27 protein-coding genes are annotated in these 22,455 nt (G+C 72.0%); 18 read left to right on the plus strand and 9 right to left on the minus strand.

Going from position 1 to position 22,455, the window contains the following annotated elements; all coding sequences use genetic code 11:
• The first annotated feature begins 94 nt into the window (after positions 1–94).
• The 3 genes from zwf to AB0N27_RS08250 all read left to right on the plus strand — a co-directional run bounded on the left by zwf (position 95) and on the right by AB0N27_RS08250 (position 3,036).
• The gene (zwf, locus tag AB0N27_RS08240; protein WP_364365010.1) at positions 95–1,468 is read left to right on the plus strand and encodes a glucose-6-phosphate dehydrogenase; all 1,374 of its coding nucleotides are present in this window, start codon (positions 95–97) and stop codon (positions 1,466–1,468) included.
• Positions 1,469–1,529: 61 nt separating this feature from the next.
• A complete protein-coding gene (locus AB0N27_RS08245) occupies positions 1,530–2,360 on the plus strand; it encodes a hypothetical protein (protein ID WP_364365013.1) in 831 nt (276 codons plus the stop codon).
• Between the two features lie 58 nt (positions 2,361–2,418).
• The gene (locus AB0N27_RS08250) at positions 2,419–3,036 is read left to right on the plus strand and encodes a hypothetical protein (RefSeq protein ID WP_364365016.1); all 618 of its coding nucleotides are present in this window, start codon (positions 2,419–2,421) and stop codon (positions 3,034–3,036) included.
• 78 nt (positions 3,037–3,114) lie between these two features.
• On the opposite strand, the gene AB0N27_RS08255 is transcribed toward AB0N27_RS08250, so the two are convergent.
• Entirely contained in the window at positions 3,115–3,306 is a 192-nt protein-coding gene (locus AB0N27_RS08255; protein WP_364366139.1) for a DUF397 domain-containing protein, read from the minus strand.
• Entirely contained in the window at positions 3,303–4,070 is a 768-nt protein-coding gene (locus AB0N27_RS08260; RefSeq protein WP_364365018.1) for a DUF5753 domain-containing protein, read from the minus strand. Before AB0N27_RS08260 ends, AB0N27_RS08255 begins: the two co-directional genes overlap by 4 nt.
• A gap of 210 nt (positions 4,071–4,280) precedes the next feature.
• On the opposite strand from AB0N27_RS08260, the gene AB0N27_RS08265 reads away from it, so the two are divergent.
• The 4 genes from AB0N27_RS08265 to AB0N27_RS08280 all read left to right on the plus strand — a co-directional run bounded on the left by AB0N27_RS08265 (position 4,281) and on the right by AB0N27_RS08280 (position 6,453).
• Positions 4,281–4,574 (plus strand): hypothetical protein, encoded by a 294-nt coding sequence (locus AB0N27_RS08265; RefSeq protein WP_364365021.1) that lies wholly within the window; start codon positions 4,281–4,283, stop codon positions 4,572–4,574.
• Positions 4,571–4,807, plus strand: coding sequence for a flavin reductase (locus AB0N27_RS08270; RefSeq protein ID WP_364365024.1), 237 nt, complete (start codon positions 4,571–4,573; stop codon positions 4,805–4,807). Before AB0N27_RS08265 ends, AB0N27_RS08270 begins: the two co-directional genes overlap by 4 nt.
• A 111-nt stretch (positions 4,808–4,918) precedes the next feature.
• Positions 4,919–6,331, plus strand: coding sequence for an OFA family MFS transporter (locus AB0N27_RS08275; protein WP_364365027.1), 1,413 nt, complete (start codon positions 4,919–4,921; stop codon positions 6,329–6,331).
• Positions 6,328–6,453 carry a hypothetical protein gene (locus tag AB0N27_RS08280; protein ID WP_364365030.1) on the plus strand — a complete coding sequence of 42 codons (126 nt, stop codon included), beginning with the start codon at positions 6,328–6,330 and terminating at the stop codon, positions 6,451–6,453. Before AB0N27_RS08275 ends, AB0N27_RS08280 begins: the two co-directional genes overlap by 4 nt.
• 31 nt (positions 6,454–6,484) lie before the next feature.
• Here the strand turns inward: AB0N27_RS08280 and AB0N27_RS08285 are convergent, their stop codons facing one another.
• Positions 6,485–7,213 (minus strand): SDR family oxidoreductase, encoded by a 729-nt coding sequence (locus AB0N27_RS08285; protein ID WP_364365033.1) that lies wholly within the window; start codon positions 7,211–7,213, stop codon positions 6,485–6,487.
• A 78-nt stretch (positions 7,214–7,291) separates the two neighbouring features.
• Between AB0N27_RS08285 and AB0N27_RS08290 the strand changes: the two genes are divergently transcribed.
• The 3 genes from AB0N27_RS08290 (at position 7,292) to AB0N27_RS08300 (ending at position 9,389) form a co-directional block, all read left to right on the plus strand.
• Positions 7,292–8,125 carry a patatin-like phospholipase family protein gene (locus AB0N27_RS08290; protein ID WP_364365036.1) on the plus strand — a complete coding sequence of 278 codons (834 nt, stop codon included), beginning with the start codon at positions 7,292–7,294 and terminating at the stop codon, positions 8,123–8,125.
• A 45-nt stretch (positions 8,126–8,170) separates the two neighbouring features.
• A complete protein-coding gene (locus AB0N27_RS08295; protein WP_364365039.1) occupies positions 8,171–8,632 on the plus strand; it encodes a peroxiredoxin in 462 nt (153 codons plus the stop codon).
• Between the two features lie 73 nt (positions 8,633–8,705).
• A complete protein-coding gene (locus tag AB0N27_RS08300; protein ID WP_364365042.1) occupies positions 8,706–9,389 on the plus strand; it encodes a hypothetical protein in 684 nt (227 codons plus the stop codon).
• A 6-nt stretch (positions 9,390–9,395) separates the two neighbouring features.
• On the opposite strand, the gene AB0N27_RS08305 is transcribed toward AB0N27_RS08300, so the two are convergent.
• Positions 9,396–9,848 (minus strand): MarR family transcriptional regulator, encoded by a 453-nt coding sequence (locus tag AB0N27_RS08305; RefSeq protein WP_364365045.1) that lies wholly within the window; start codon positions 9,846–9,848, stop codon positions 9,396–9,398.
• Positions 9,849–9,944: 96 nt separating this feature from the next.
• Between AB0N27_RS08305 and AB0N27_RS08310 the strand changes: the two genes are divergently transcribed.
• Positions 9,945–10,373 (plus strand): MarR family winged helix-turn-helix transcriptional regulator, encoded by a 429-nt coding sequence (locus AB0N27_RS08310; protein ID WP_364365048.1) that lies wholly within the window; start codon positions 9,945–9,947, stop codon positions 10,371–10,373.
• Between the two features lie 14 nt (positions 10,374–10,387).
• Here AB0N27_RS08310 and AB0N27_RS08315 read toward each other — a convergent pair whose 3' ends face one another.
• The 3 genes from AB0N27_RS08315 to AB0N27_RS08325 form a co-directional block, all read right to left on the minus strand.
• On the minus strand, positions 10,388–11,566 hold the full coding sequence (locus AB0N27_RS08315; RefSeq protein WP_364365051.1) for a GNAT family N-acetyltransferase: 1,179 nt from the start codon (positions 11,564–11,566) through the stop codon (positions 10,388–10,390).
• Between the two features lie 79 nt (positions 11,567–11,645).
• Complete coding sequence (gene cydB, locus AB0N27_RS08320) at positions 11,646–12,644, minus strand: cytochrome d ubiquinol oxidase subunit II (protein WP_364365054.1); 999 nt, start codon at positions 12,642–12,644, stop codon at positions 11,646–11,648.
• A 14-nt stretch (positions 12,645–12,658) separates the two neighbouring features.
• Positions 12,659–14,074 (minus strand): cytochrome ubiquinol oxidase subunit I, encoded by a 1,416-nt coding sequence (locus AB0N27_RS08325; protein WP_364365056.1) that lies wholly within the window; start codon positions 14,072–14,074, stop codon positions 12,659–12,661.
• Between the two features lie 177 nt (positions 14,075–14,251).
• On the opposite strand from AB0N27_RS08325, the gene AB0N27_RS08330 reads away from it, so the two are divergent.
• The 5 genes from AB0N27_RS08330 to AB0N27_RS08350 all read left to right on the plus strand — a co-directional run bounded on the left by AB0N27_RS08330 (position 14,252) and on the right by AB0N27_RS08350 (position 18,749).
• Positions 14,252–15,025, plus strand: a complete 774-nt coding sequence (locus AB0N27_RS08330) for a lysophospholipid acyltransferase family protein (RefSeq protein WP_364365059.1) — start codon at positions 14,252–14,254, stop codon at positions 15,023–15,025.
• A gap of 67 nt (positions 15,026–15,092) precedes the next feature.
• Complete coding sequence (locus AB0N27_RS08335) at positions 15,093–15,677, plus strand: TetR/AcrR family transcriptional regulator (RefSeq protein ID WP_364365062.1); 585 nt, start codon at positions 15,093–15,095, stop codon at positions 15,675–15,677.
• Between the two features lie 122 nt (positions 15,678–15,799).
• Positions 15,800–16,567, plus strand: a complete 768-nt coding sequence (locus AB0N27_RS08340) for a glycerophosphodiester phosphodiesterase (RefSeq protein ID WP_364365065.1) — start codon at positions 15,800–15,802, stop codon at positions 16,565–16,567.
• Between the two features lie 17 nt (positions 16,568–16,584).
• Entirely contained in the window at positions 16,585–17,976 is a 1,392-nt protein-coding gene (locus tag AB0N27_RS08345; RefSeq protein WP_364365068.1) for an MFS transporter, read from the plus strand.
• Positions 17,977–18,140: 164 nt separating this feature from the next.
• Positions 18,141–18,749 (plus strand): thymidine kinase, encoded by a 609-nt coding sequence (locus AB0N27_RS08350; RefSeq protein WP_364366142.1) that lies wholly within the window; start codon positions 18,141–18,143, stop codon positions 18,747–18,749.
• Between the two features lie 98 nt (positions 18,750–18,847).
• Here the strand turns inward: AB0N27_RS08350 and AB0N27_RS08355 are convergent, their stop codons facing one another.
• Positions 18,848–19,258, minus strand: a complete 411-nt coding sequence (locus tag AB0N27_RS08355; protein WP_364365071.1) for a hypothetical protein — start codon at positions 19,256–19,258, stop codon at positions 18,848–18,850.
• A gap of 174 nt (positions 19,259–19,432) precedes the next feature.
• Between AB0N27_RS08355 and AB0N27_RS08360 the strand changes: the two genes are divergently transcribed.
• Positions 19,433–21,136: an acyl-CoA dehydrogenase family protein gene (locus AB0N27_RS08360; RefSeq protein WP_364365074.1), complete on the plus strand. Its 1,704-nt coding sequence runs from the start codon at positions 19,433–19,435 to the stop codon at positions 21,134–21,136.
• Positions 21,137–21,205: 69 nt separating this feature from the next.
• On the plus strand, positions 21,206–21,577 hold the full coding sequence (locus AB0N27_RS08365) for a VOC family protein (protein ID WP_364365077.1): 372 nt from the start codon (positions 21,206–21,208) through the stop codon (positions 21,575–21,577).
• A 17-nt stretch (positions 21,578–21,594) separates the two neighbouring features.
• On the opposite strand, the gene AB0N27_RS08370 is transcribed toward AB0N27_RS08365, so the two are convergent.
• Complete coding sequence (locus tag AB0N27_RS08370) at positions 21,595–22,440, minus strand: LLM class flavin-dependent oxidoreductase (RefSeq protein WP_364365080.1); 846 nt, start codon at positions 22,438–22,440, stop codon at positions 21,595–21,597.
• Positions 22,441–22,455 lie beyond the last annotated feature (15 nt).

The following is a 22,455-nucleotide window of genomic DNA, read 5'->3' on the forward strand; positions in this document are numbered from 1 at the left end:
TCGTCCTCACCGCGACCGGCGAAGGGGAATTCGTGAGGTGGTCGCACGGTTCACCGACTGGAAGATCAGAGTTACATGATCGGATGGAAGTGCCATGCGCTCAGACGCGGTAGTGCTGTTCGGCGTCACGGGAGACCTCGTCTCGAAGAAGCTGTTCCCGGCGCTGTACGAGTTGAGCAGGCGCAGTCGCCTCGACGTTCCGGTGATCGGCGTGGCCCGCTCCCCCTGGGACGACCAGCAACTGGTCACCACCGCCCGCAAGTCGGTCACCGAAGCCAACGACGAGGTCGACGACGAGGCGTTCGACGCCCTGGCGCGCCAGCTGTCGATGATCTCCGGCGACTACGCCGACCTGGGCACGTACCTGCGGCTCGCGCAGCGCCTGAAGGACGCGCGGCGACCGATCTTCTACCTGGCGATCCCGCCTGCGGTGTTCGGCGCCGTCGTCGAGGGCCTGGCAGCGGCCGGCCTGGCCGACCGGGGCCGGGTCATCGTGGAGAAGCCCTTCGGACGTGACCTCGCGTCCTCCCGCGAGCTGGACCGCACGCTGCGGGCCGCGTTCGACCCGCAGCGCGTGTTCCGCATCGACCACTACCTCGGCAAGGAGGCCGTCGAGGGCCTCTACGCCTTCCGGTTCGCCAACCGGCTGTTCGAGCCGCTGTGGAACAGCGACCACATCGACAACATCCAGGTCACCCTCGCCGAGGGGTTCGGCACCCAGGGCCGCGCCGGCTTCTACGACACGGTGGGCGCCACCCGCGACGTGTTGCAGAACCACATCCTTCAGGTCGTCGCCCTCATCGCGATGGACGCCCCGAGCGCCGACGACACCGACGCCTTCCGCGAGGCGGAGGTCGCGGTCCTGCGGCAGATCGCGCCGCTGTCACCGCGGAGCACCGTACGGGGGCAGTACGTGGGGTACCGCGACGAGCCGGGTGTCGCACCGGACTCGTACACCGAGACGTTCGTGGCCACCCGGTTGACCGTCGACTCTCCCCGCTGGGCGGGTGTGCCGTTCTACCTGCGCACCGGCAAGTCCCTGCCGGGGACGGCGACCGAGGTGGTGGTCGAGTTCAAGCAGCCCCAACGCTCGCTCATCCGCGCCGAGGGCGGTGCCGGCGCGCCCGCGAACCTGCTGCGGTTCCGGCTCGGTCGCGGCGACGGCATCACCATGTCCATCCAGGCCAAGAGCCCGGGCGCCGAGGTGACCAGCCGGCCGGTGGACCTGTCGGTCGACTTCGGCGCCGCGTTCGGTCGCCGTCAGGAGGCGTACGAGCGGCTCCTCGACGACGCCATGGACGGGCAGCACCTGCGGTTCGCGCGCGAGGAGACGATCGAACAGGAGTGGCGGATCGTCGGGCCGATCCTGGACCTGGCGACCGAGGTGCAGCCGTACGACAAGGGCACCTGGGGTCCGGCGGACGCCGACGCCCTCGCCGGCGGCTGGCACACCCCGGACCTGCGGTAGTGACGCCGCTCACGGCGCCGGCAACGCCTGCGCCGGGCGGCGCGGTGGCAGGCTGTGCCGAATGACAGTTGACGACACGGTACGCGCGCTCGCCGAGCTGACCGAGGCCGAGTTCATGATCCGGTACGAGTCGGGAGCGCCGGCGCACGTCCGCGACGCGCTCGGCATCCACACCACCCGCCTGGGTGGCGGGGTGGTGCTGTCCATGCGGCACGACCCGACCGGCTACTGGAGCAAGGCGCTCGGGTTCGGCATCGCCGAACCCGTCACCGGTGCGCTGATCGCCCGGGTGTGCGACGTCTACCGCGCCGAGGGCACACCGTCCGCCGTCATCCAGATCGCCCCCGAACGGCTGCCGGCGGACTGGGACGAGATCTGCGCCCGGGAGAACATCACAGGCGCGGGCACCTGGGTGAAACTGGCGGGCGAGATCAGCACGCTGACGCCCGGCCACACGGACCTGCGGGTCGGCCCGGTCCCGGACGACCTGGTGCCTGAGTGGGCGTCGCTGGTGCTGCGCTGCTTCGGGATGCCCGAGGAACACCTGGCGCCGATGCTCACCGCGAGCGTGCGGGACCCCGGATTCCGTCCGTTCGCCGCCTGGGACGGTACGCAGATGGTGGCCGCCGCCAATCTGTTCCTGAACGGCGCGGCGGCCTCGCTCAACACCGGCGCGACAGCGCCCACGCATCGGGGTCGGGGTGCGCAGTCGGGCCTGCTGGCCGCCCGGGTGCGGGCCGCTGCGGACGCCGGCTGCCGGTGGGTCACCGGCGAGACGGGACGACCCGAGCCGGGTACGTCCAACCCGTCACTGGACAACATGCGCCGGCTGGGCCTCACCCCGCTGTACGAGCGACGCAACTGGACCTGGCGGGCGCAGACGGCCAGCTAGGACGGCAGACGCCAGTCGACAGCGCGAGGTCCACGACGTGGTGGTCTAATCTCGGGCGATGCCCCGCGTCCTGAAGCTCGTGAAGCGGAAGCTCAACGGCAATGAGGGCAGTTGGCTCACCTACCACCTCGGTGACGACGAGGTCGGGTCCTGGCTGTTCCATCCCGAACGCACCTCCTACACGGGTCGGTGGGCCGACGGCCGCGAGGCCACGTGCTTCTCCGGAGTCCCGGAGGAACCGGGCTGTCCAGCCCTCTACTTCGCACCACACCGGGGCGGGTGGGTCGCCACCTGGAAGCACTCACCCTCGACTGCGATCACCATCGACTTGTCGCGCCCCGTGACGCGAAGCGGGGACGTGTGGAGCTTCGTCGATCTCGAACTGGACCTCTGGCACCTGCCGGACGACGACATGCCTTGCGGCACCGATCCTCGCCCCCGGCTCAGCCGGCACGGCCGGACCGTCGGCTTCGCCGACGACGACGAACTCGACGACGCCGTCAGCAGCGAATGGATCACGCCAGCCGAGGCGGCCCGGACACGCGACGAAGCGCGGTACGTCGCCGACCTGATCCTCGACGGGGTCCACCCGTTCACCCAGGCCACCTGGGAACGGTTCGAGCAGGCAGTCGCCCGAAGACTGCCGGCTCCTCGACAACCGCGGAGAAGCCTCTGACTGTGAAGCCCGCTCGATGGTCCTCGGACGCGTATCGGTGCGTCGCGGACGATGCGGTTTGCGTCAGCCCCGAGGCCGTCAGGCTGTGCCGAGGGCCTTGGCGAAACGGACGAAGCCCTGCCACCCGGCGGTGTCGAACCTCAGCGTCCCGCCGTCGCGATCCTTCGTGTCACGAACGAGGACGACGCCCGGCAGGTTGTCGGCGACCTCCACGCAGTCGCCGCCGTTGTTGCCGCTCTTCGTGCTCTTACGCCACTGCGCACCCGTCACGTCCATGATGCCGCCGCTTCCTTGATCAGGCCCAGGGACTGCGTTCGGGACAACGCCTCGCCGCGAACGCACTCCCACCGCCGTTCGAGCGTACCAACGTCGATGGCCTGCTCCGTGATCAACGCAGGCGCCTGGCTGTCGATGTGTGCGATGCGGCCGCCGTCGGGCAGCTCGGCGAGGGTGAAGGGGCCGCCGAGTCCTGGGTACATACCCGCAGTCAACGGAACGACGTAGACCCGTATCGCTGGCATCGCTGCCCACTCGGCGAGGACCGCCAGTTGTTCGGCCATCATGGCCCGATCCTCGCCGGCCGTGCGACGCAGGACCATCTCGTCGAATACCGCGATGAGCAGCGGCGGGCGCTCGCGGCGCAACACGGCCTGCCGGCTGATCCGCGCCACGGCAAGGTCGTCCACCTCCGCCGGGGTCATCGCTTCGCCGGCGAGCGTGGCCCGGGCGTACGCCTCGGTCTGGAGGAGGCCGGGGATCCACGCCAGTTGGAAAGTTCGCAGCGACACCGCCTGGCGTTCGATGTCGGCCCAGGGCCGGAACCAGGCGGGTTCTCGGCGGGTCAGGACGTCCGGCCACAGTTCACCGATCTCACGACCGAGCAGGCGGGCGACGTCGGTGCGGTGTCTCGCGCGGGGAATGCGTCCCGGGTTGGCCCAGCGGGCGGCCGTTTTCGGGTCGACTCCGACCTGGCCCGCGAGGCTCTCGGCTGTCTCGCCGGCCTCGGCCATCGCGGCGATGAGTACGTGGTTCACTGCGCCGTTTCCTCCCTGACGTCCCGAACGTCCCGGAGGAATGCTTCTACGGAGTGTATGCGTCCCGCAACCCTCCGAGAGAGTGGCAGGTAGACGGCGCGGCCGGCAGGGAACCGAACCCGGCGGACGCGTTCGTAGCGGGGCCGTCCCGGTGGGCGAGCACTCCCGGGGCGGCCCCTTCCCACCCGCGCGAACCAGGGGAAAAGACCTGTGCCCGTCGAGAAGCCGAAGCCCGCCACAGTGGCCGTACGAGAGGTGTGCTGCGGTGACCTGCTGTACCTGACAAGCGCGGCCAGCCCGCAGTTCACGCGGCCGATAACGGTGCGGGTGATCCGGGCGCTGAGCGACAGGCACACGTACCACGGTTGGTTGTGGATCGACGCGTACCAGCTCGGCCCGAGGGGTGACGCCGTCGCGCGCCGCGAGTTGTACCTGATGCCGGCCGGTGCGCAGTGGTTGACGACGCCGATGGCACGTCGTACCTCGTCGGGGTTGGTTCGGTGACCCGCCGCCGGCCCGCGCACCTGCCGACCCGGCCGACCTGGCGGTGTCGGGCGTGCGGGATCGCCTGGCCGTGCTCGGCGGCGAAGCTGGTCCTGCTCGCCGCGTACCGCGAGGATCGGGCCGCCCTGCTGGCCCACCTGGCCACGCTGCGCGAGGAGGCGGCGGCGCAGCTCGGTGCCGATGTGTCGTCTGCCAGGCTGGATGAGCGGTTCGGTGGGTGGACGACTGACTGACCGCTCAGCTCACGGTTTCGACCGTCCGGCGACGGTGAGGTTTGCCGGCACGGCGCGGTGTGGGCATGTGAGGGGGACGTTCCCCCGCCCGCTTCGGAGAGGAAGCAGCGCATGCTTTCCGCACTCGACCGTCGGCACACCGTCGCGCCGCCCGGCTACAGCCGTTGGCTGATCCCTCCGGCGGCGTTGGCCATCCACCTCTGCATCGGTCAGGTCTACGCGACGAGCGTCTACAAGAATTCGCTCATCGCCCACTTCGACACCAGTCAGACCGCCATCGGGGTCATCTTCAGCATCGCGATCGTGATGCTGGGTCTGTCGGCCGCGGTCGCCGGGACCTGGGTGGAGGCGAACGGGCCGCGCAAGGCCATGTTCGTCTCGGCCTGCTTCTGGGCGGTGGGCTTCCTGGTGGGCTCGCTGGGCATCGCCACGAAGCAGTTGTGGCTGCTGTACCTGGGCTACGGGCTGCTCGGCGGCATCGGCCTGGGCATCGGCTACATCTCGCCCGTCTCGACGCTGATCAAGTGGTTCCCGGACCGGCCGGGCCTGGCCACCGGGCTGGCGATCATGGGTTTCGGCGGTGGGGCGATGGTGGCCTCTCCCCTGTCCCGGCAGCTGCTGTCGTTCTACGACCCGGCGTACGACCCGTCCAACGCGGGTTCCACGGCGTCGGGTAGCGCGCTTGTGTGGTTGTTCGTGACGCTCGGCCTCGGCTACTTCGTGATCATGATGTTTGGGGTGGCGAACGTGCGGGTGCCGGCCGAGGGCTGGCGTCCGGAGGGGTTCGATCCGGCGAGCGTGGCGGCCAAGCCCCTGGTCACGACGGCGAACGTGTCGGCGGCGAACGCGGTCAAGACCCGCTCGTTCTGGCTGCTGTGGGTGGTGCTGTTCTGCAACGTGACAGCGGGCATCGGCATTCTGGAACAGGCCAGCCCGATGATCCAGGACTTCTTCCGGGACAACGGCACGTCCGCGGTGTCGGTGGCGGCGGCCGGCGGGTTCGTGGGACTGCTGTCGCTGTTCAACATGGCCGGCCGGTTCGTGTGGTCGTCCACCTCGGACGTGATCGGACGCAAGCCGATCTACCTGGTGTACCTGGGTGTCGGCATGGTGCTGTACGCGCTGCTGGCGCTGGTCGGGCAGACCGCGACGGCGCTGTTCGTGCTGCTGGCCTGCGTGATCCTGTCGTTCTACGGTGGCGGGTTCGCGACCGTGCCGGCGTACCTGCGGGACCTGTTCGGCACGTACCAGGTGGGTGCCATCCACGGCCGGCTGCTGACCGCCTGGTCGGCGGCGGGGATCGCCGGGCCGCTGATCGTCAACGGGTTCCTCGACGCGCAGGGTAAGCCGGGCACGTTGACGGCGGCGGCGTACCGGCCGGCCCTGTTCACCATGGTCGGCGTCCTGGCCGTGGGCTTCGTGGCGAACCTGCTGGTGCGCCCCGTGCCGCAGCGTTACCACGAACCATCGGAGCAGCAGGACACGCACGAGGACGACGCGGCGGAGAGGAGTGGCACGCGATGAGCGACGACAGCCGACAGGGGCAGCAGGCCCGGTTGTGGATTTCCTGGTTGGTGGTGGCGGCGCTGCTGGGCTACGGGATCGTGCAGACGCTGATCACGGCGGCCAAGCTGTTCACCCAGTGACGCTGTGAGCCGGGGCGCGCGGCGCCCCGGCTCACAGGCCGCCGGATACGCGCAGCACCGTGCCTGTGGCGTACGAGGCGTCCGGGCCGAGCAGCCAGGCGATGGCGGCGGCGATCTCCTCGGGTTCGCCGGCGCGGCCCAGCGGGATCCGCCCGACCGCGCTGTCGGCGCGGTCCGGTACGCCGGAGTCGGCGTGGATGTCGGTACGCACGATGCCTGGCGCGACGGCGTTGACCCGGATGCCCCGCGGGGCGAGTTCCTTGGACAGCCCGACGGTGAGCGTGTCGGTGGCGGCCTTCACGGCGGCGTAGTGCACGTACTCCCCCGGGCTGCCGAGCGTCGCGGCGGCCGAGGAGACGTTGACGATGGCCCCGCCGTCGCCGAGCCGGCGGGCGGCCTGCTGGGCGCAGAGGACGTAGCCGACGAGGTTGACGTCGACGACCCGGCGCAGGTCCTCGACACGCAGTTCGGTGAAGGGCCCGATGAGGCTGGTGACGCCCGCGTTGTTGACCAGACCGGTGAGCGGGCCGAGCTGGGCGGCGGCGTCGAACAGTTCGGCGACCTGGTCGGGGTCGGTGGTGTCGGCGCGTACCGCGATGGCCTGCCGACCGGCGGCGCGCAGGTCGGCCAGGACGGCGTCGGCGGCGGCATGGTCGCGGCGGTAGCACAGGGCGATGTGGTGACCGGCGTGGGCGAGACGGCGGGCGGTGGCCGCGCCGATGCCCCGGCCCCCGCCGGTGATGACGGTGACGGGTGCCATGGTGCCTCCAGGGCTGTCGGGTGGGACGGGCCGACGCTACCGTGACCGGCGCGGACCAGTCGTCGAGAGGAGGGTCACATGCGGCGGGCGTTGGTGCTTGGCGGCGGCGGGGTGACCGGCGTGGCGTGGGAGCTGGGAGTGCTTGCGGGACTGGCCGAACGGGGTGTGCCGGTCACCGAGGCGGACCTGGTGGTGGGCACGTCGGCCGGTTCGGTGGTGGGCGCGCAGGTGCGCTCCGGAGTGCCGCTGGAGCGGTTGTACGAGGAGCAGTTGGCGCCGCCGACAGGTGAGGTGGCGGCGCGGCTGGGGTTCGTGGCGCTCGCGCGGCTGGTGTGGGCCGGTGGGCGTACCCGGGACGCGGCGCGGTCCAGGGCCCGCATCGGGGCGATGGCGGTGGCGGCGCGTACCCCGTCCGAGGCGTCCCGGCGGGCGGTGATCGAGGCCCGCCTGCCCAACCGGGAGTGGCCGGCGCGGCGGCTGCTGGTGACGGCCGTCGACGCGGCCACCGGCGAGTTCGTGGTGTTCGACGGCGCGGACGGTGTGTCGCTGGTGGACGCGGTGGGGGCGAGCTGCGCGGTGCCCGGTGTGTGGCCGCCGGTGACGATCGGGGCGCGTCGCTTCGTCGACGGTGGGATGCGCTCGACGGTGAACGCGGACCTGGCGGCGGGCGCGCAGCGGGTGCTGGTCCTCGCGCCGACGTCTGCGGCGTTCGGGCCGATGCCACGGCTGTCGGCACAGGTGGACGAGCTGCGTACGGCAGGTGCGCAGGTGGTGGTGGTGACGCCGGACGCGGCGGCGCGTACCGCGATCGGTCGTAACGTGCTGGACCCGGCCCGGCGGGCCGGCGCGGCGCGGGCCGGACGGGCGCAGGCCGAGGTGGTGGCGGACGAGGTGACGGCCCTCTGGGCGTGATCGCTTACGCTCACCGCGCGATCGGTCGGACAACGGAGGTGCGCGGTGGCGGGTGTGGGTGTCGGCGACGTGGTGGAGGACTTCGAGCTGCCGGATGAGACGGGCACGCCGCGGCGGCTGTCGGAGTTCCTGGCGACCGGGCCGGTGGTGCTGTTCTTCTATCCCGGGGCGATGACCCGTGGCTGCACGGCGGAGAGCTGCCACTTTCGGGATCTGGCCGCCGAGTTCGCGGCGCTGGGCGCGTCCCGGGTGGGCATCAGCCGCGACCCGGTGGCGAAGCAGGCGGAGTTCTCCCGGCTGCACGGCTTCGACTACCCGCTGCTGTCGGACGTGGACGGGACTGTGGCGCAGGCCTTCGGCGTCAAGCGGCGACTGCCGTTGGGGCCGCTGAGCACGAAGCGGATGACGTTCGTGATCGGTACCGACCGGCGGATCATCGGGGTGATCCACAGCGAGGTCAGCATGAACGACCACGCGGACCGGGCGCTGCGGGCACTGGGCGGCTGAGCCCCCTGCGGCGGCTGTCGCAGCGGGCTGATATCAAGGCAGCAATCAAACAGGTGTACGGAAGAGGGTTGTGATGGATGCCGGCCAGGGTTTGTCCACTAGCGAGGTGCAGAGCATCCGGGAGGCGTTGGCGGCCGGGCGCAAGCCACGGGTGGTGTTCACCGCGTCGGCGGGGCAGATCGCCGGTCAGGTCGGCCAGGTGGTCGAGCTGACCGACCCGGAGGTGTCCGACGAGTTCGTGGTGGTGCGGTTCGGCCGCGACGAGTTGCCGTTCTCCCCCGCCGACCTGGCGGTGGCGCCCAAGGGCGCGGGCCGCCGGGTGGCGGAGCCGAAACCGGAGCCCGAGCCGGAGCCGCCCGCGGCGGCCGCGCCGGAGTTCGTTTTGGACACGCCGCGGGTGCCCGCGCAGCGACAGGAGGAGCCGAAGGTGGAGCAGGCCGAGAAGCCGCCGGCGCGGCGGGCGGTCAAGGCCGCCAAGCCCAAGAGCCCCGCCGGCCTCACGGTGACCCTGGCGTACGCCGACGGTGAGTGGACCGTCGCCGCGCAGCAGGGCAGCAAGGCCCTGGCCAAGCCGTACGTGGTGAAGCCGGCCGAGGCGTTGAAGATGGTGGCGCTCGTGGACGTGCCAGGTGTGCAGGAGGCGGTGGAGCAGATCCTCGGCACCGAGCGGGCCGAGGCCGAGCAGCAGGCGGAGAAGCTGCGCGCCGAACTGGCTGAGATCGAGGCGCGATTGGCGGAGCTGCGCGAGGCCCGCTGAGGCGGGTCAGCCTCGGCTGTGGTGCTCGAGTAGCCGGGTGAGCAGGCGGGTCAACTCGTCGCGTTCGGCGCTCGACAGGGGCGCGAGCAGATCGTCCTGCACGCGGGCGACGGTGTCGGTCATGCGGCGGGCCTCGTCGGCGCCGGCGTCGGTGAGGCTGATGACGTTGCGGCGGCGGTCGGCCGGGTCGGGGGCTCGTACCACGAACCCCCGACCGGCCAGGTCGTTGACGGCGGCCACGACGTCGCTGCGGTCGATGCCGCAGCGACGTCCCAGGTCGGCCTGGCTCGCGGGGCCGCTCTCGGTCAGCGCGGCGAGCAGCCGGTAGTGGTAGCCGCGCAGGTCGTGTGCGGCGAAGCCGGCGCTGATGAGCCGGCCGGCGTGGGCGGCGGCCTGGTTGAGCAGCCAACTCGGGGTGGTACGCAGCCCGGCGGGTGACTGCGGGGCCGCGTGGTCCATGAGCGGAGCCTAACAGGAATCGTTGGCGCTACCCACAATCAGGTGTTACGTTGGCTTCGCCAACGTTGGTTAGGCCAACGTTCCGAAGGAGGCGTCATGTCCACTCTCAACGGTCAGGTCATCGGCCAGGCCCACTACGCCACCCGGGCTCTGCTCGAACGGGTCACCGGACCGCTCGGCCTCAGCTTCGGCCAGGTGATCGCCCTCAACGTCCTCGCCGCCGGCCCCGTCGAGCGCGCACAGCTCGTGCACCGGATCACCAGCACCCTCAAGGTCGACGAACCGGCCGTGCGCACGGTGATCGACGCCCTCGTCGACGCCGACCTCGCCCAGGTCGACGGCGTCGTGCCGCACGTGCGGCTCACCGACACGGGTCACGCCACGCAGGCCCGCGTCGCCGAGGCCGTCGCCGGCATCACCGCCCGGCTGTACGGGGACATCCCGCCCGCCGAGGCGGACGTCGCCGCGCGCGTCCTCACGCTCATCACCGAGCGGGCCAACGACGAACTGGCGGGCGTCGCCTGAACCGAGACGGGCCGTCAGAAGTAGTCGAGCAGGTGCGCCGGGCCTCCGACGCCGAGCAGGTCCAGGGCGTCGGGCTCGACCCCGGTGGTGTGCAGCAGGCCCGCCTGTGCGACCGACCGGGCTCGGGCGGCACCGGCGTAGAGCAGCGCGAAGCCGCGTACGTCGAGCCGCAGGTCCGCCTCGCCGCCGATCCGGGTCAGCTCGGCGGCGCCGTCGGCCACGGCCAGCCGCCAGGTGCCGGTGTTCCACTCGGCGATCGGGTCGGTGAGGCCGAAGTCGACAACACCCCGGGCGTGGTCCGGCCACCCGCGTGCGCTCACCGCCCGGGCCACGTCGACCGGACGGTGCATCCACAGGTTCCGCTCGTGCTCGCGGGCCGCCTCCAGCGGCAACTGGACGCTCACCGCGCCCCCGTCGAGCGGGCACAGCCGCAGGGTCGGCGCGACGCTCGCCCACCGGGCGAGCACCCCGACGAGTTCCCGGGCCGCCTCGGCGGTGGTGGCCAGGGCTTCGTCGACGGTGAGCACGGAGTCGGCGCCGCACCCGCTGCCCCGCTGCCAGGTGGCGTAGCCGACCAGGTGGCCGTCCTCCTCGACGAGGGTGATCCCGTCGCCGGGCAGGCCACCGTCGGCGGCGAAGAAGTCGAACAGTTTCCCCCGCCGCGTCAGCATGCCGTTGAGGTGCCGGGTGACCTGCTCGTAGAGGTCGGCGACGGCGGGCAGGTCGGCGGGGGTTCCGGCCCGGACGGTCAGGTGCGGGGCGGACCGGTGCCGGGGCAGCCTGGCGGTGGCCAGGTCGACGGTGCGCAGCACCCCGGCGGTCTCCCAGCCGAAGGCGCGGTAGGGGGCGGCCACCGTCGGGTACAGCGCGCTGACCGCCGCACCGCGGTCGTGGGCGCCGGCCAGCAGGGCGGTGAGCATGGCGCGGGCCACGCCCCGGCCCCGGGCCTCGGGGGCGACCGCCACCCCGCCCACGTCGGCCGCCGGTACGGTCCGTCGGGACCACCACTGCTCGTGGTGCCGGTCGACGGCTTTACCGACAAGGCGGCCGGCCTCGTCGAACGCGCCGTAGCGGGTCATGCCTGGCACGTCGACGCTCGTGCTGGCGGGGCGTTCCTGGCCGCCGCCGAACGCGAACCGGCCCAACTCCCAGGCGGCGTCGAGGTCGTCGGTGGTGAGTTCACGTACGAGCATCGGGACACCCTAGCGGGGCGGATCTTCCGAGGCCGCCCAATTACGCCCCGGGTAGGGCCGGCGCACCGGCCCCACCCGGTCAGTGCTGCGGGATGTTGGCCACGCCGATGCGCTTGCGGAACACCCAGTACGTCCAGCCCTGGTAGGCAAGCACCACCGGCGTGAAGATCACCGCCACCCAGGTCATGATCTTCAGGGTGTACGGGGTGGAGGCCGCGTTGGTGGTGGTCAGCGTGCCGGCCGCGTCCAGGGTGGACGGCATGACGTTCGGGAACAGCGCCGCGAACAGGGTCGCCACGGCCAGACCGATCGCCACGGCGGTCCCGGTGAACGCCCAGCCCTCCCGGCGTACCCGGGCGGCGGCCAGGCCACCGAGCAGCGCGAGGGCCGCGCCGACGGCGAGCACGACGGCGGCCGTGCTGGAGCGGATGCTCAACGTCCAGGTCAGGAACCCCACCGCCAGCACGGCGGCGCCGACACCCAGGCGCACCGCGAGGGCGCCGGCGCGCTCCCGGATGTCACCTGTGGTCTTCAGCGCGAGGAACACCGCGCCGTGGGTGAGGAACAGCGCGAGGGTCGTCGCGCCACCGAGCAGGGCGTACGGGTTGAGCAGGTCCACGAGGCCGCCGACGTACTCGTGGTCGGCGTCCAGCGGCACACCGCGCAGGATGTTGGCGAAGGCGACGCCCCACAGGATCGCCGGCAGCAGCGAACCCACCACGATGGCGGTGTCCCAGCGGCGCTTCCAGGACGCCTCGGGGCGCTTGTGCCGGTACTCGAAGGCGACGCCCCGGGCGATCAGGGCCAGCAGGATCAGCAGCAGCGGCAGGTAAAACCCGGAGAAGAGAGTGGCGTACCACTCCGGGAAGGCGGCGAACATGGCGCCACCGGCGGTGATCAGCCACACCTCGTTGCCGTCCCACACCGGGCCGATGGTGTTGATCAGGACGCGGCGTTCCCGGTCGTCGCGGCCGAGCACGGGCAGCAGCATGCCGACGCCGAAGTCGAAGCCCTCCAGGATGAAGTAGCCGGTGAACAGCACGGCGACGAGGAGAAACCAGATGGTGGTCAGGTCCACGATGGGCTCCGGGATCAGTAGGCGAAGGCGAGCGGGCGCTCGGCGTCGTCATGGGTGTCGTCGATGGGGTGCTCCTCGCTGACGTCGGGCACGCCGGCCTTGGCGTAGCGCAGCAGCAACTTGACCTCGATCACGGCGAGGGTCGCGTAGATCAGCGTGAAGGCGGTGAACGAGGTGAGCACCTCGGTCAGCGAGACGCTGCGGGACACGCCGTCGCGGGTGAGCATCTCGCCGAAGACGATCCACGGCTGGCGACCCATCTCGGTGAAGATCCAGCCGAACGAGTTGGCAAGCAGCGGCAGCACCGGCATGGCCAGGCCGGCGCGCAGCAGCCACTTGCTGCGCGGGGTACGGCCCTTGCGCTGGCTCCACAGGACCAGCAGGGCGATCGCGGCGGCGGCCATCCCGAAGGCGATCATGAAGCGGAAGCTCCAGTAGGTCACCGGGATGATCGGGGTGTAGCTGCCCGCGCCGTACTGGCTGGCGTACTGGGCCTGCAGGTCGTTGATGCCGTGCACGGTGCCGTTCGGGTCGCCGGTGCCCAGGTACGACAGCAGGTACGGGATCTTCAGGGCGAACACCTCGCGGCTGCCGTCGAGGCTGCCGATGGTGAGCACGGAGAAGGAGGCGGGGCTCTCGGTGGTGTAGAGGCCCTCGGCGGCGGCCATCTTCATCGGCTGCACCTGAGTCATGATCTTGCCCTGGATGTCGCCGGTGAACAGCACGGCGGCCGAGGAGACCAGGACCACCCAGGAGCCGAACTTGGTGGCGAAGCGGTACGCGCCGGTGTCGGCGGAGTCGCGGTTGCGGATCACGTGGTACAGGCCGACGGCCACGACAAGCGACCCGGCGACCAGGAACGAGCCGGCCAGGGTGTGCGGGAACGTGATCAGGGCGACCTTATTGGTGAGCACCGCCGGGAAGTCGGTCAGCTCGGCGCGTCCGCTGTCCGGGTTGATGCGGTAGCCGACGGGGTTCTGCATGAACGAGTTCGCCGCGAGGATGAAGTACGCGGACAGGTTCGTGCCGATGGCCGCGGCCCAGATGCTGGCCAGGTGGGCCCGCTTGGGCAGCCGGTCCCAGCCGAAGATCCACAGGCCGATGAACGTGGATTCGAGGAAGAACGCGACGAGCGCCTCGATGGCCAGGGGTGCGCCGAAGATGTCGCCGACGAAGCGGGAGTAGTCGCTCCAGTTCATGCCGAACTGGAACTCCTGCACGATGCCGGTGACCACACCCATGGCAAAGTTGATCAGGAAGAGCTTGCCGTAGAACTTGGTGAGCTTGAGGTAGCGCTCGTTGCCCGTGCGGTGCCACATCGTCTGGAGGATGGCCACCAGCACGGACAGGCCGATGGTCAGCGGAACGAAGAGAAAGTGGTAGACGGTGGTGACACCGAACTGCCAACGGGCGACGTCCAACGCGTCCACCTGATAACCCCCAGCGAGTCGTACTACGAGACGTAGTAAATACTACTTCTCGTCGTAGAGGATCGGGCAGGGCCGGGCGACCCGAACCGGCCCGGGACCAATGACCCTGATCACCCCGGGCCATCCAGCACGACCCGCCCTCGCGACCCCGCCTCCGCATGCGACGATGTCGCGCTGATGGACACCGCGTACTCCACCTGGCAGCCACCGCTGATCTGGCGTGCGGCCCTGCTGCTCACCCGGGGCCTGGTCGCCCCGCTCGCCCGCCTTGAGGTCACCGGCGACGTCCCCGCGCACCTGCGCCGTGGACCGCTGGTGCTGGCCGCCAACCACATCAGCCCGTTCGACCCGCTCGTGATGGCCGCCGCCTGCCAGACCCGCGGGATCGCCCCGAGGATCATGGCGACCGCCGGCCTGTTCCGCGCGCCGCTGCTCGGCGCCGCGATGCGCCGGGCCGGGCACATCCGCGTCGACCGCGGCACCGGCGCCGTACACCAGGCCCTGGAGACCGCCGCGAGCGCCGTCGCGGCGGGATCGGTGATCCTCATCTACCCCGAGGGGCGCATCGGCCTGGACCCCGGCATGTGGCCCGAACGCGGCAAGACCGGCGCCGCCCGCCTCGCGTTGGCCTGCAACGCGCCGGTCATCCCGGTCGCCCAGTGGGGCGCGCACGAGGTGCTGCCCTACCGGGCGCCGAAGGGAATGCTGGGCGGCATCGCCCGCGCGTTGTGGCGCCGCCCGGTGATCCGGGTGCACTTCGGGGACCCCGTCGAGCTGGGCGAGACCACGTCCGCCAGCCCTGGCGCCGCCCGCCGGGCCACCGACCGGATCATCGACGCGCTCACCGACACCCTCGCCCCACTCCGCCCCGACGAACCCGACAGGCCCCGGTACGTCGACCCCGGTCGCCCGAGCGACCCGAGTCGCGCCCACCGCCGAAGCGCGGGATGATGCTCCCTGCCGCCCTCACGGATTGACACGTTGGGCAATTTCTGCAAGATCATCTAATCTGGCCAGCGTGAGCAACGCGCAGATGGATGTCGAAGACCCGAAGCGCACCGCCGCCCTCGTGGCGGCGGTCGGGGTGTTCGGGCGCTACGGATTCCAGAAGACCTCCATGGAGGCCGTCGCCAAGGCGGCCGGCATGTCCCGACCGGGCCTGTACCTGATGTTCCCCAACAAGGAGCAGCTGTACCGCGCCACCATGCAGGGCGTCCTGGAGCGCGCCCAGCGGGCCATGGAGGTCCGCCTCGCCGACCGCTCGCTGAGCTTCGACGAGGGAATCGTGGCGGGGCTCGACGCGCTGATGGGCCCGTACATCGACACCCCGGTGGCCCGCGACCTCAACGAGCTGCTGGAGAACAGCGAACCCCGGCTGGGCTCGATGTTCCACGACTACCAGCGGCGGGCCCGGGCGACGCTGAGCGCCCACATCGCCGCCATCGCCCCACCCGGCCTCCTGCCCGCCGACCTGACCGCCCACGACGTGATGGACCTGCTCTTCTCCGCCGCCCTGACCTGGAAGTCGACCTCGACCACCAGGGACGAGTTCCGCGACCGGATCCGACGGAGCCTCCGGCTGATCCACCGCCCCGCCGACTGACCCACCGCGCGCCCGTCGACGGCGCCGCCGGGCGACGAAACGGCGCCTAACTGCTCGACCGAGCGGGCGACAGACGCCCGCCGGTCACCCACCGGCCACCGACCGCGGGCATACTGCCCAGCGTGCTGACCCGACCCGGTTACCTCGACGCGCCCGCGCCGCTGGCGTTCGCCCACCGCGGCGGCGCGGCCGAGGGCGACGAGAACACCACCGAGGCGTTCGCCCGGGCCATCGCGCTGGGCTTCCGGTACGTGGAGACCGACGTGCACGCCACAGCCGACGGCGTGGCGGTGATCTTCCACGACCCGACGCTGCTACGGGTCACCGGCGAGCCGGGGCGCATCGCCGACATGACCTGGGCCGACCTCGCGTCGGTACGCGTCGGCGGCGCCGCCGTCGTACCCCGGCTCGACGAGGTCCTGGGCGCCTGGCCGCGGGTCCGCTTCAACGTCGACGTGAAGGCCGACGGCGGCGTCGAGCCGACGGTCGCCGCCGTGACCCGGGCGGGCGCCGCCGACCGGGTGCTGCTCGCCTCGTTCAGCGACGCCCGACTGACCCGGATGCGCGCCCTCACCGAGGGACGCGTCGCCACCAGCCTCGGCATGCGCGGGGTGGCCCGGCTGCGGCTCGCCTCCCTGCATGGCCGCCCGCTTCGACTGCCCCCGTCGGTGGTCGCCGCGCAGGTGCCGCCGCGCTACGGGCGGGTGCCGGTGGTGGACCGCCGCTTCCTCGACTACTGCCACCGGCTCGGCCTGCAGGTGCACGTCTGGACGATCGACGAACCCGCCCAGATGCACGACTTACTTGATCGTGGCGTGGATGGCATCATGACCGATCACGTCGGCGTGCTGCGCGACGTCTACCGCAGCCGCGGCCACTGGGCCGCCTGAGGACCGAAGGACCCCCGATGGCCGAGACCGTGACCCCCACGGCCAACGACGCCCCGCATCCGGCGAGCACCCGCCGCGAGCGCAGCGGCTGGTACATCTACGACTGGGCCAACTCCGCCTTCCAGACCACGGTCATCACCGTGTTCCTGGGTCCGTTCCTGACCACCGTCGCCGAACTGGCCGCCGGCTGCGAACTGGGCGCGGACACCTGCGACGGCTCGGTGTACCCGTTGGGCATCAAGGTCGCCGCCGGGTCCTACTACCCGTACCTCATCTCGCTGTCGGTGTTCCTCACCGTGTTCGTGCTGCCGGTCATCGGGGCGATCGCCGACCGGTCGGCGCACAAGAAGCGCCTGCTCGGCGGCGCCGCGTTCACCGGCGCCGGAGCGACGATCGCCATGGCCTTCGTGACCGGCGACAGGTACCTGCTCGGCGGCGCGCTGTTCCTCATCGCCAACATCTCCTTCGGCGCCGCCATCGTCGTCTACAACTCGTTCCTGCCGCAGCTCGGCGGCCCCGACGAACGCGACGGCATCTCCAGCCGTGGCTGGGCGCTGGGCTACCTCGGCGGCGGCCTGCTGCTGGCGCTCAACCTGGTGGCGGTCACCCTGCTCAGCGAGGACGACAACCCGCAGCGCACCCTGGACCTGGCCCGCTGGTCGATCGTGTCGGCGGGCGTGTGGTGGGCGGCGTTCACGCTGGTGCCGCTGCGGTGGCTGCGCGAACGCCCCAGCGCCGCGGCGCTGACCGGCGGCGGGAACGTGCTCACCGACGGGTTCCGGCAGTTGGGTCGCACGCTACGGGAGATCAAGGCGTACCCGCTGACGCTGTTCTTCCTGCTCGCGTTCCTGGTCTACAACGACGGCATCCAGACCGTCATCACCCTGGCCAGCCAGTACGGCACCGAGGAGCTGCGGCTGGAGCAGAGCACCCTGATCGTCACCATCCTGCTGGTGCAGTTCCTCGCCTTCGGTGGCGCGTTGAGCCTCGGCGCGCTGGCCCGGCGCATCGGCGCCTGGAAGACGGTGCTGCTCAGCCTGGTGCTCTGGACGGGCGTGATCCTCGGCGCGTTCCGGCTGCCCGCCGAGGCGCCGGTGCCGTTCATGATCCTCGGCGCGGCGATCGGGCTGGTCCTGGGCGGCAGCCAGGCCCTGAGCCGGTCGCTGTTCAGCCAGCTCATCCCCGCCGGCAAGGAGGGCGAGTACTACGGCTTCTACGAGATCAGCGACAAGGGCACCAGCTGGTTGGGCCCGCTCGCCTTCGGCCTGGTGTTCCAGCTCACCGCCTCGTACCGGGTGGGCCTGGTCTCACTGTTGATCTTCTTCGTCGTCGGGTTCCTGCTGCTGGCCGCCGTGCCGATCCGCCGGGCCATCGTCGCGGCCGGCAACACACCGCCCCGGGTGCTCTGAGCACGCATCCCGCACCCGACAGATCAGGCACCGTCGATCGGCTAGGCTGCCCGACCGTGACTGACGACGCCGCTGCCGCCCCCACCTGCCTGGCCCACCCGTTCCCCGGCCAGCCGCACGCTCCGGCGGGGTGCGCGGCGGCGCGCGGGCTCGACGGGCGTCCGGTGCACGCGGCGGCGCTGAAGTTCTTCTGGGGGCCGATGGACTGCGGCAAGTCCACGATGGCGTTGCAGATGAACTACAACCACGCCCGGCAGGGCCGCCGCGGTCTGGTCACCACCCGCATCGACAGGTCGCTGGGTCCGCAGGTCACCACCCGCATCGGCCTGGCCCACGAGGCCATCGAGGTCACCGACGACCTGGACCTGCGGGCTCTCGTGCGCGGCCGGTGGGCCGATGGGGTACGCGTCGACTACCTCATCTGCGACGAGGCCTGCTTCTACACCGTGGAGCACGTCGAGCAGATGGCCGAACTGGTGGACAGCTACGACGTGGACGTGTTCGCGTTCGGCCTCGCCACCGACTTCCGGTCCTGCCTGTTCCCCGCCGCGCAACGCCTGTTCGAGTTGGCCGACGAGGTGGCCCGCATCCAGGTCGAGGTGCTCTGCTGGTGCGGCCGGGAAGGGCTGCTCAACGCCCGCGTCGTCGACGGGCGGGTGGTCCGCGAGGGGGCGCAGGTCGTCATCGGCGACACCGTGGACACCGCCGACGTGCGCTACCAGGTGCTCTGCCGGCGGCACTACCGCAGCGGCGACCTCGGTCCCCGGGTCTGAGGCGCCCGCCGCCGCAACAGTTCCGTCGAGGTGATCGGCTCGACGCCCCGCCGCTCGCGCAGAAGCCGGGGGTGCGCCAGGTCTGGACGACCGGCGGCTCAGAAGGGGTCACCGCACACCCGCCAGTCCCCGCCCTCGCGGACAACTGGCAGGCGGCGCTCCTCGGTGATGCCGCCGTCACGTGTCACCTTCACGGTCACCGTGCCGTGCGCCCGCCCACTCTTGGTGGCCACCGACACGTCGGTGATCTCGTAGTCGGTGACCATCGGCGGCGTACGCACCCAACTGGTGAAGCCGATCGCGCTCCACCTGCTGCGCGCGTCCTTGCACAGCCTGTCGTACGCCCCGGTGGTGTCCCCGACCGTCACCTCGTTGAGGAAGCCGTCGGCGGTCTCCCGGATCGGCCCGGCGGCCCCACGGACCGTCTGCAGGTTCCAGGCGGCCAGGCCGGCCACCCCGACGCAGCACAGCGCCACGCCGAACCCGGCGAATGCCAGCCCGGTGCGCATCGGACGGCTCCGCCGGGCCGGTCGGCTCCACGTCTGACCGGCCCCCACGACTACCGACCGTAGAGAACACCGTCGCGGTGAGGCAGGACAAGCGGGAAACTGGGCCCTGTTCGCGGTGGCCACGAATCGTCTACCGTCGGCGCACACGCCCGAGCAGTGCCAGGGAGCCGATCGATGAACCGCTTCGTGCAGCCGGTACCACCCCCCGCGGACCCGTACGCCGACGACGCACTGCTGCGGTCCTGGCTGGAGCGCCACCTCGGCCCGGCCGGGCACGCCGCCGCGAAGGGCCGGCTGGCCGACCTGGCGGCCGATGTCACAGGGCCGCTGCGCGCGGCGCACGCCGACGCCGAGGCGCACCCGCCGACCCTGGTCCGCTACGACCCGTGGGGCGCCCGGATCGACCGCATCGAGACGTCCGCCGGCTGGCAGGCGCAGCGGGCCGCCGCCGCCCGGCACGCCGTGGTCGCGCTTCCCTACCTGCCGGACGCGCGCGGCACCTGGGGCGCCGCCGCGCGGGTCGTGCAGCACGCCCTGCTGCACCTGTACGGGCCGGAGTCGGCGACGTTCTCCTGCCCGGTGGCGATGGCCGACGGCGCGGCGGCGCTGCTCAGCCTGCCCGACGTCGACGCGTCGGTCCGTGACGCGTGGCTGCCCCGGCTGGTCTCCACCGACCCGGCGACCGCGATCACCAGCGGCCAGTGGATGACCGAGTCGCAGGGCGGCTCGGACCTGGGCCGCTCCAGCACCATCGGCCGGCCCGCCGCCGACGGATCGTGGCGGCTGACCGGGCAGAAGTGGTTCTGCTCGGCGGCCGACGCGGCGATGGCGGTGGCGCTGGCCCGACCCGAGGGCGCCGGGCGGGGCAGCCGGGTGCTCGCCCCGTTCCTGGTGCCCCGCTACGCGGCCGACTCACCCCTGGCCGACGGGGCCGCCGCCGACGCGCCTGCGCCGGGCGTCACCGTGCACCGCCTGAAGGACAAGCTGGGCACCCGCGCGCTGCCCACCGCCGAGATCGGCCTGCACGACGCGTACGCCGTGCCGCTGGGCGACCCGGGCGTGCCCGGGCTGGTCCGGGCGATGACCCTTGTGGTGGTGACCCGCGTGCACAACGCCGCCGCGGCGGCCGGCGGGATGCGACGCGGCCTGGCGTACGCCCGGGCGTACGCCGACGTGCGGCACGTCGCGGGCGGCCCACTGGCGTCGTCGCCGCTGCACCGGGCCACCCTGGGCACCCTCGCGGTCGACGCGGCGGGCGCGTTCGCCCTCGCCGGGCACGCGTTCGCGCTGCTCGGGCGGGTCGAGGTCGGCGCCGATCCGGAGGCAGCCGCGGAGCTGCGCATAGTGGCGCCACTGGCCAAGCTCGCCACCGGCCGGCTCGCCGTCAGCTCCGCCAGCGAGTACGTGGAGAGCTTCGGCGGGGCCGGCTACGTGGAGGACACCGGTGTGGCCCGCCTGCTGCGCGACGCGCAGGTGCTGCCGATCTGGGAGGGCACCACGAACGTGCTGGCCCTGGACGTGCTGCGCGCGCTGACCCGCGAGGACGCCGGGGCGCCGCTGCTGAGCCGGCTCGCCGCCGCCGTGGACCTGGCCCGGCCGCTCTCGCCGGCACTGGCCGACACCCTGGCCACCACCGCCGCGCAGCTCGGCGACACCATCACCGCCGTGACGGCCGACCCGACCGCCGACGCGGTGACCGCCGGTGCGCGCGGCCTGGCGCTGCGCCTGGCGTACGCGCTCACGGCCGCCCTGCTCGTCGAGCACGCCGCGTGGGGTGACGAGCAGGCGGAGCTGGCCGCCCGGCTGTGGGCGCGGCGGTGGCTGCGGCACGAGGAGATCGCCGAGGACGCCCACCACCACCTGGACCTGCTCTGCTGAGGAGCTCGGGGCGAGAAACGCCGACGTACCTGACAGTGGATGACAGGTAGGGCGGGTGAGACTGCGGACATGACGACAACCGCCGACCTCGCGATGGTCAACCTGGACAGCTCCGACCCCGCCGCGCACGCCGCCTTCTACCACCGACTGCTGGGCTGGGAGATCACCCACAGCGAAGCCGAGTACGCGATGATCAGCGGCGGTGGGACGTCCATCGGATTCGGCCTGGTCCAGGGGTACCAGCCGCCGTCCTGGCCGGACCCGGCCGGGCAGCAGCGATACCACCTGGACCTCTACGTGGACGACCTGGCAGTGGCCGAGAAGGAGTTCGTCGCCGCCGGAGCGTCCAAGCCGGAGTTCCAGCCCGGCGGGGAGCGCTGGGTGGTGCTCGTCGACCCGATCGGCCAGCCGTTCTGCATCTGCCCCCGCCCGCAGGGCTGAACCGCCAGGCCCGAGGGTCAGCGCAGCGGCCCTCGGGCCACGGCGGCGCGCATCGTCGCCGGGTCGCCGACCGGGACGTACTCCAGCCACCAGGTGGCCCCGGCGTCGGCCACCTGGCGCAGGTACGCCCGTTCGGCGCGCTCGTCCGGGTTGCGTCGCCGCCCACCGATCGCCACGTCGAACGGTTGGCCGTCGGCGCGGGTCGGTGGCAGGGTGCGCACGAGGTCGTGGACCTCGTCGGGGGTGAAGTCGGACCATCCGTCGGTGTCGGTGAGCTTGTACGGGACGATGCCGTCGGCGCGGGCCGCGCGGCGTCGGACCGCGCCGGCCTGGGTGCTTCCCCCGACCCACACCGGAACCCGGGGCGACTGCACCGGCGGCGGTCGCAGCGCCACGCCGTCGGCGCGGTAGTGCACGCCCCGGTGGTGGACCGGCTCGCCGCTGAGCAGGCCGGTCAGCAGGTCGAGGCCCTCGTCGAGCTTCGCGGCGCGCACGGACACCTCGGTCGGCTCGCCGAACGCGGCCAGGCCCCTGTCGCCGGGGTCGCCGACGCCGACCGCGACGGTGGCCCGGCCGGCGCTGAGGTGGTCGAGGGTGAGCACCTCGCGGGCCAGCTTCGCCGGGCGGCGCCGGGGCAGGGCGGTGACCGTGGTGCCCAGGCGCACCCGGTCGGTCCGGGCGGCGATGACGGCGAGCACCAGCCACGGGTCGTAGGTGTACGGGTCGTCGCCCCGGTAGTGCACGACGTAGTCCTCCAGGAACACCCCGTCCCAGCCGGCGCGCTCGGCCAGCTCACCCAACTCGACAAGGGTGGACACCGCGACCGCCCCGCCGCCGCACGGAATTTCCAGACCGTATCTCATCACCCCAAGCTAGGG

This window comes from Micromonospora sp. NPDC093244 (genome assembly GCF_040683695.1).
In the GTDB taxonomy this organism is placed as follows: Bacteria; Actinomycetota; Actinomycetes; order Mycobacteriales; family Micromonosporaceae; genus Micromonospora.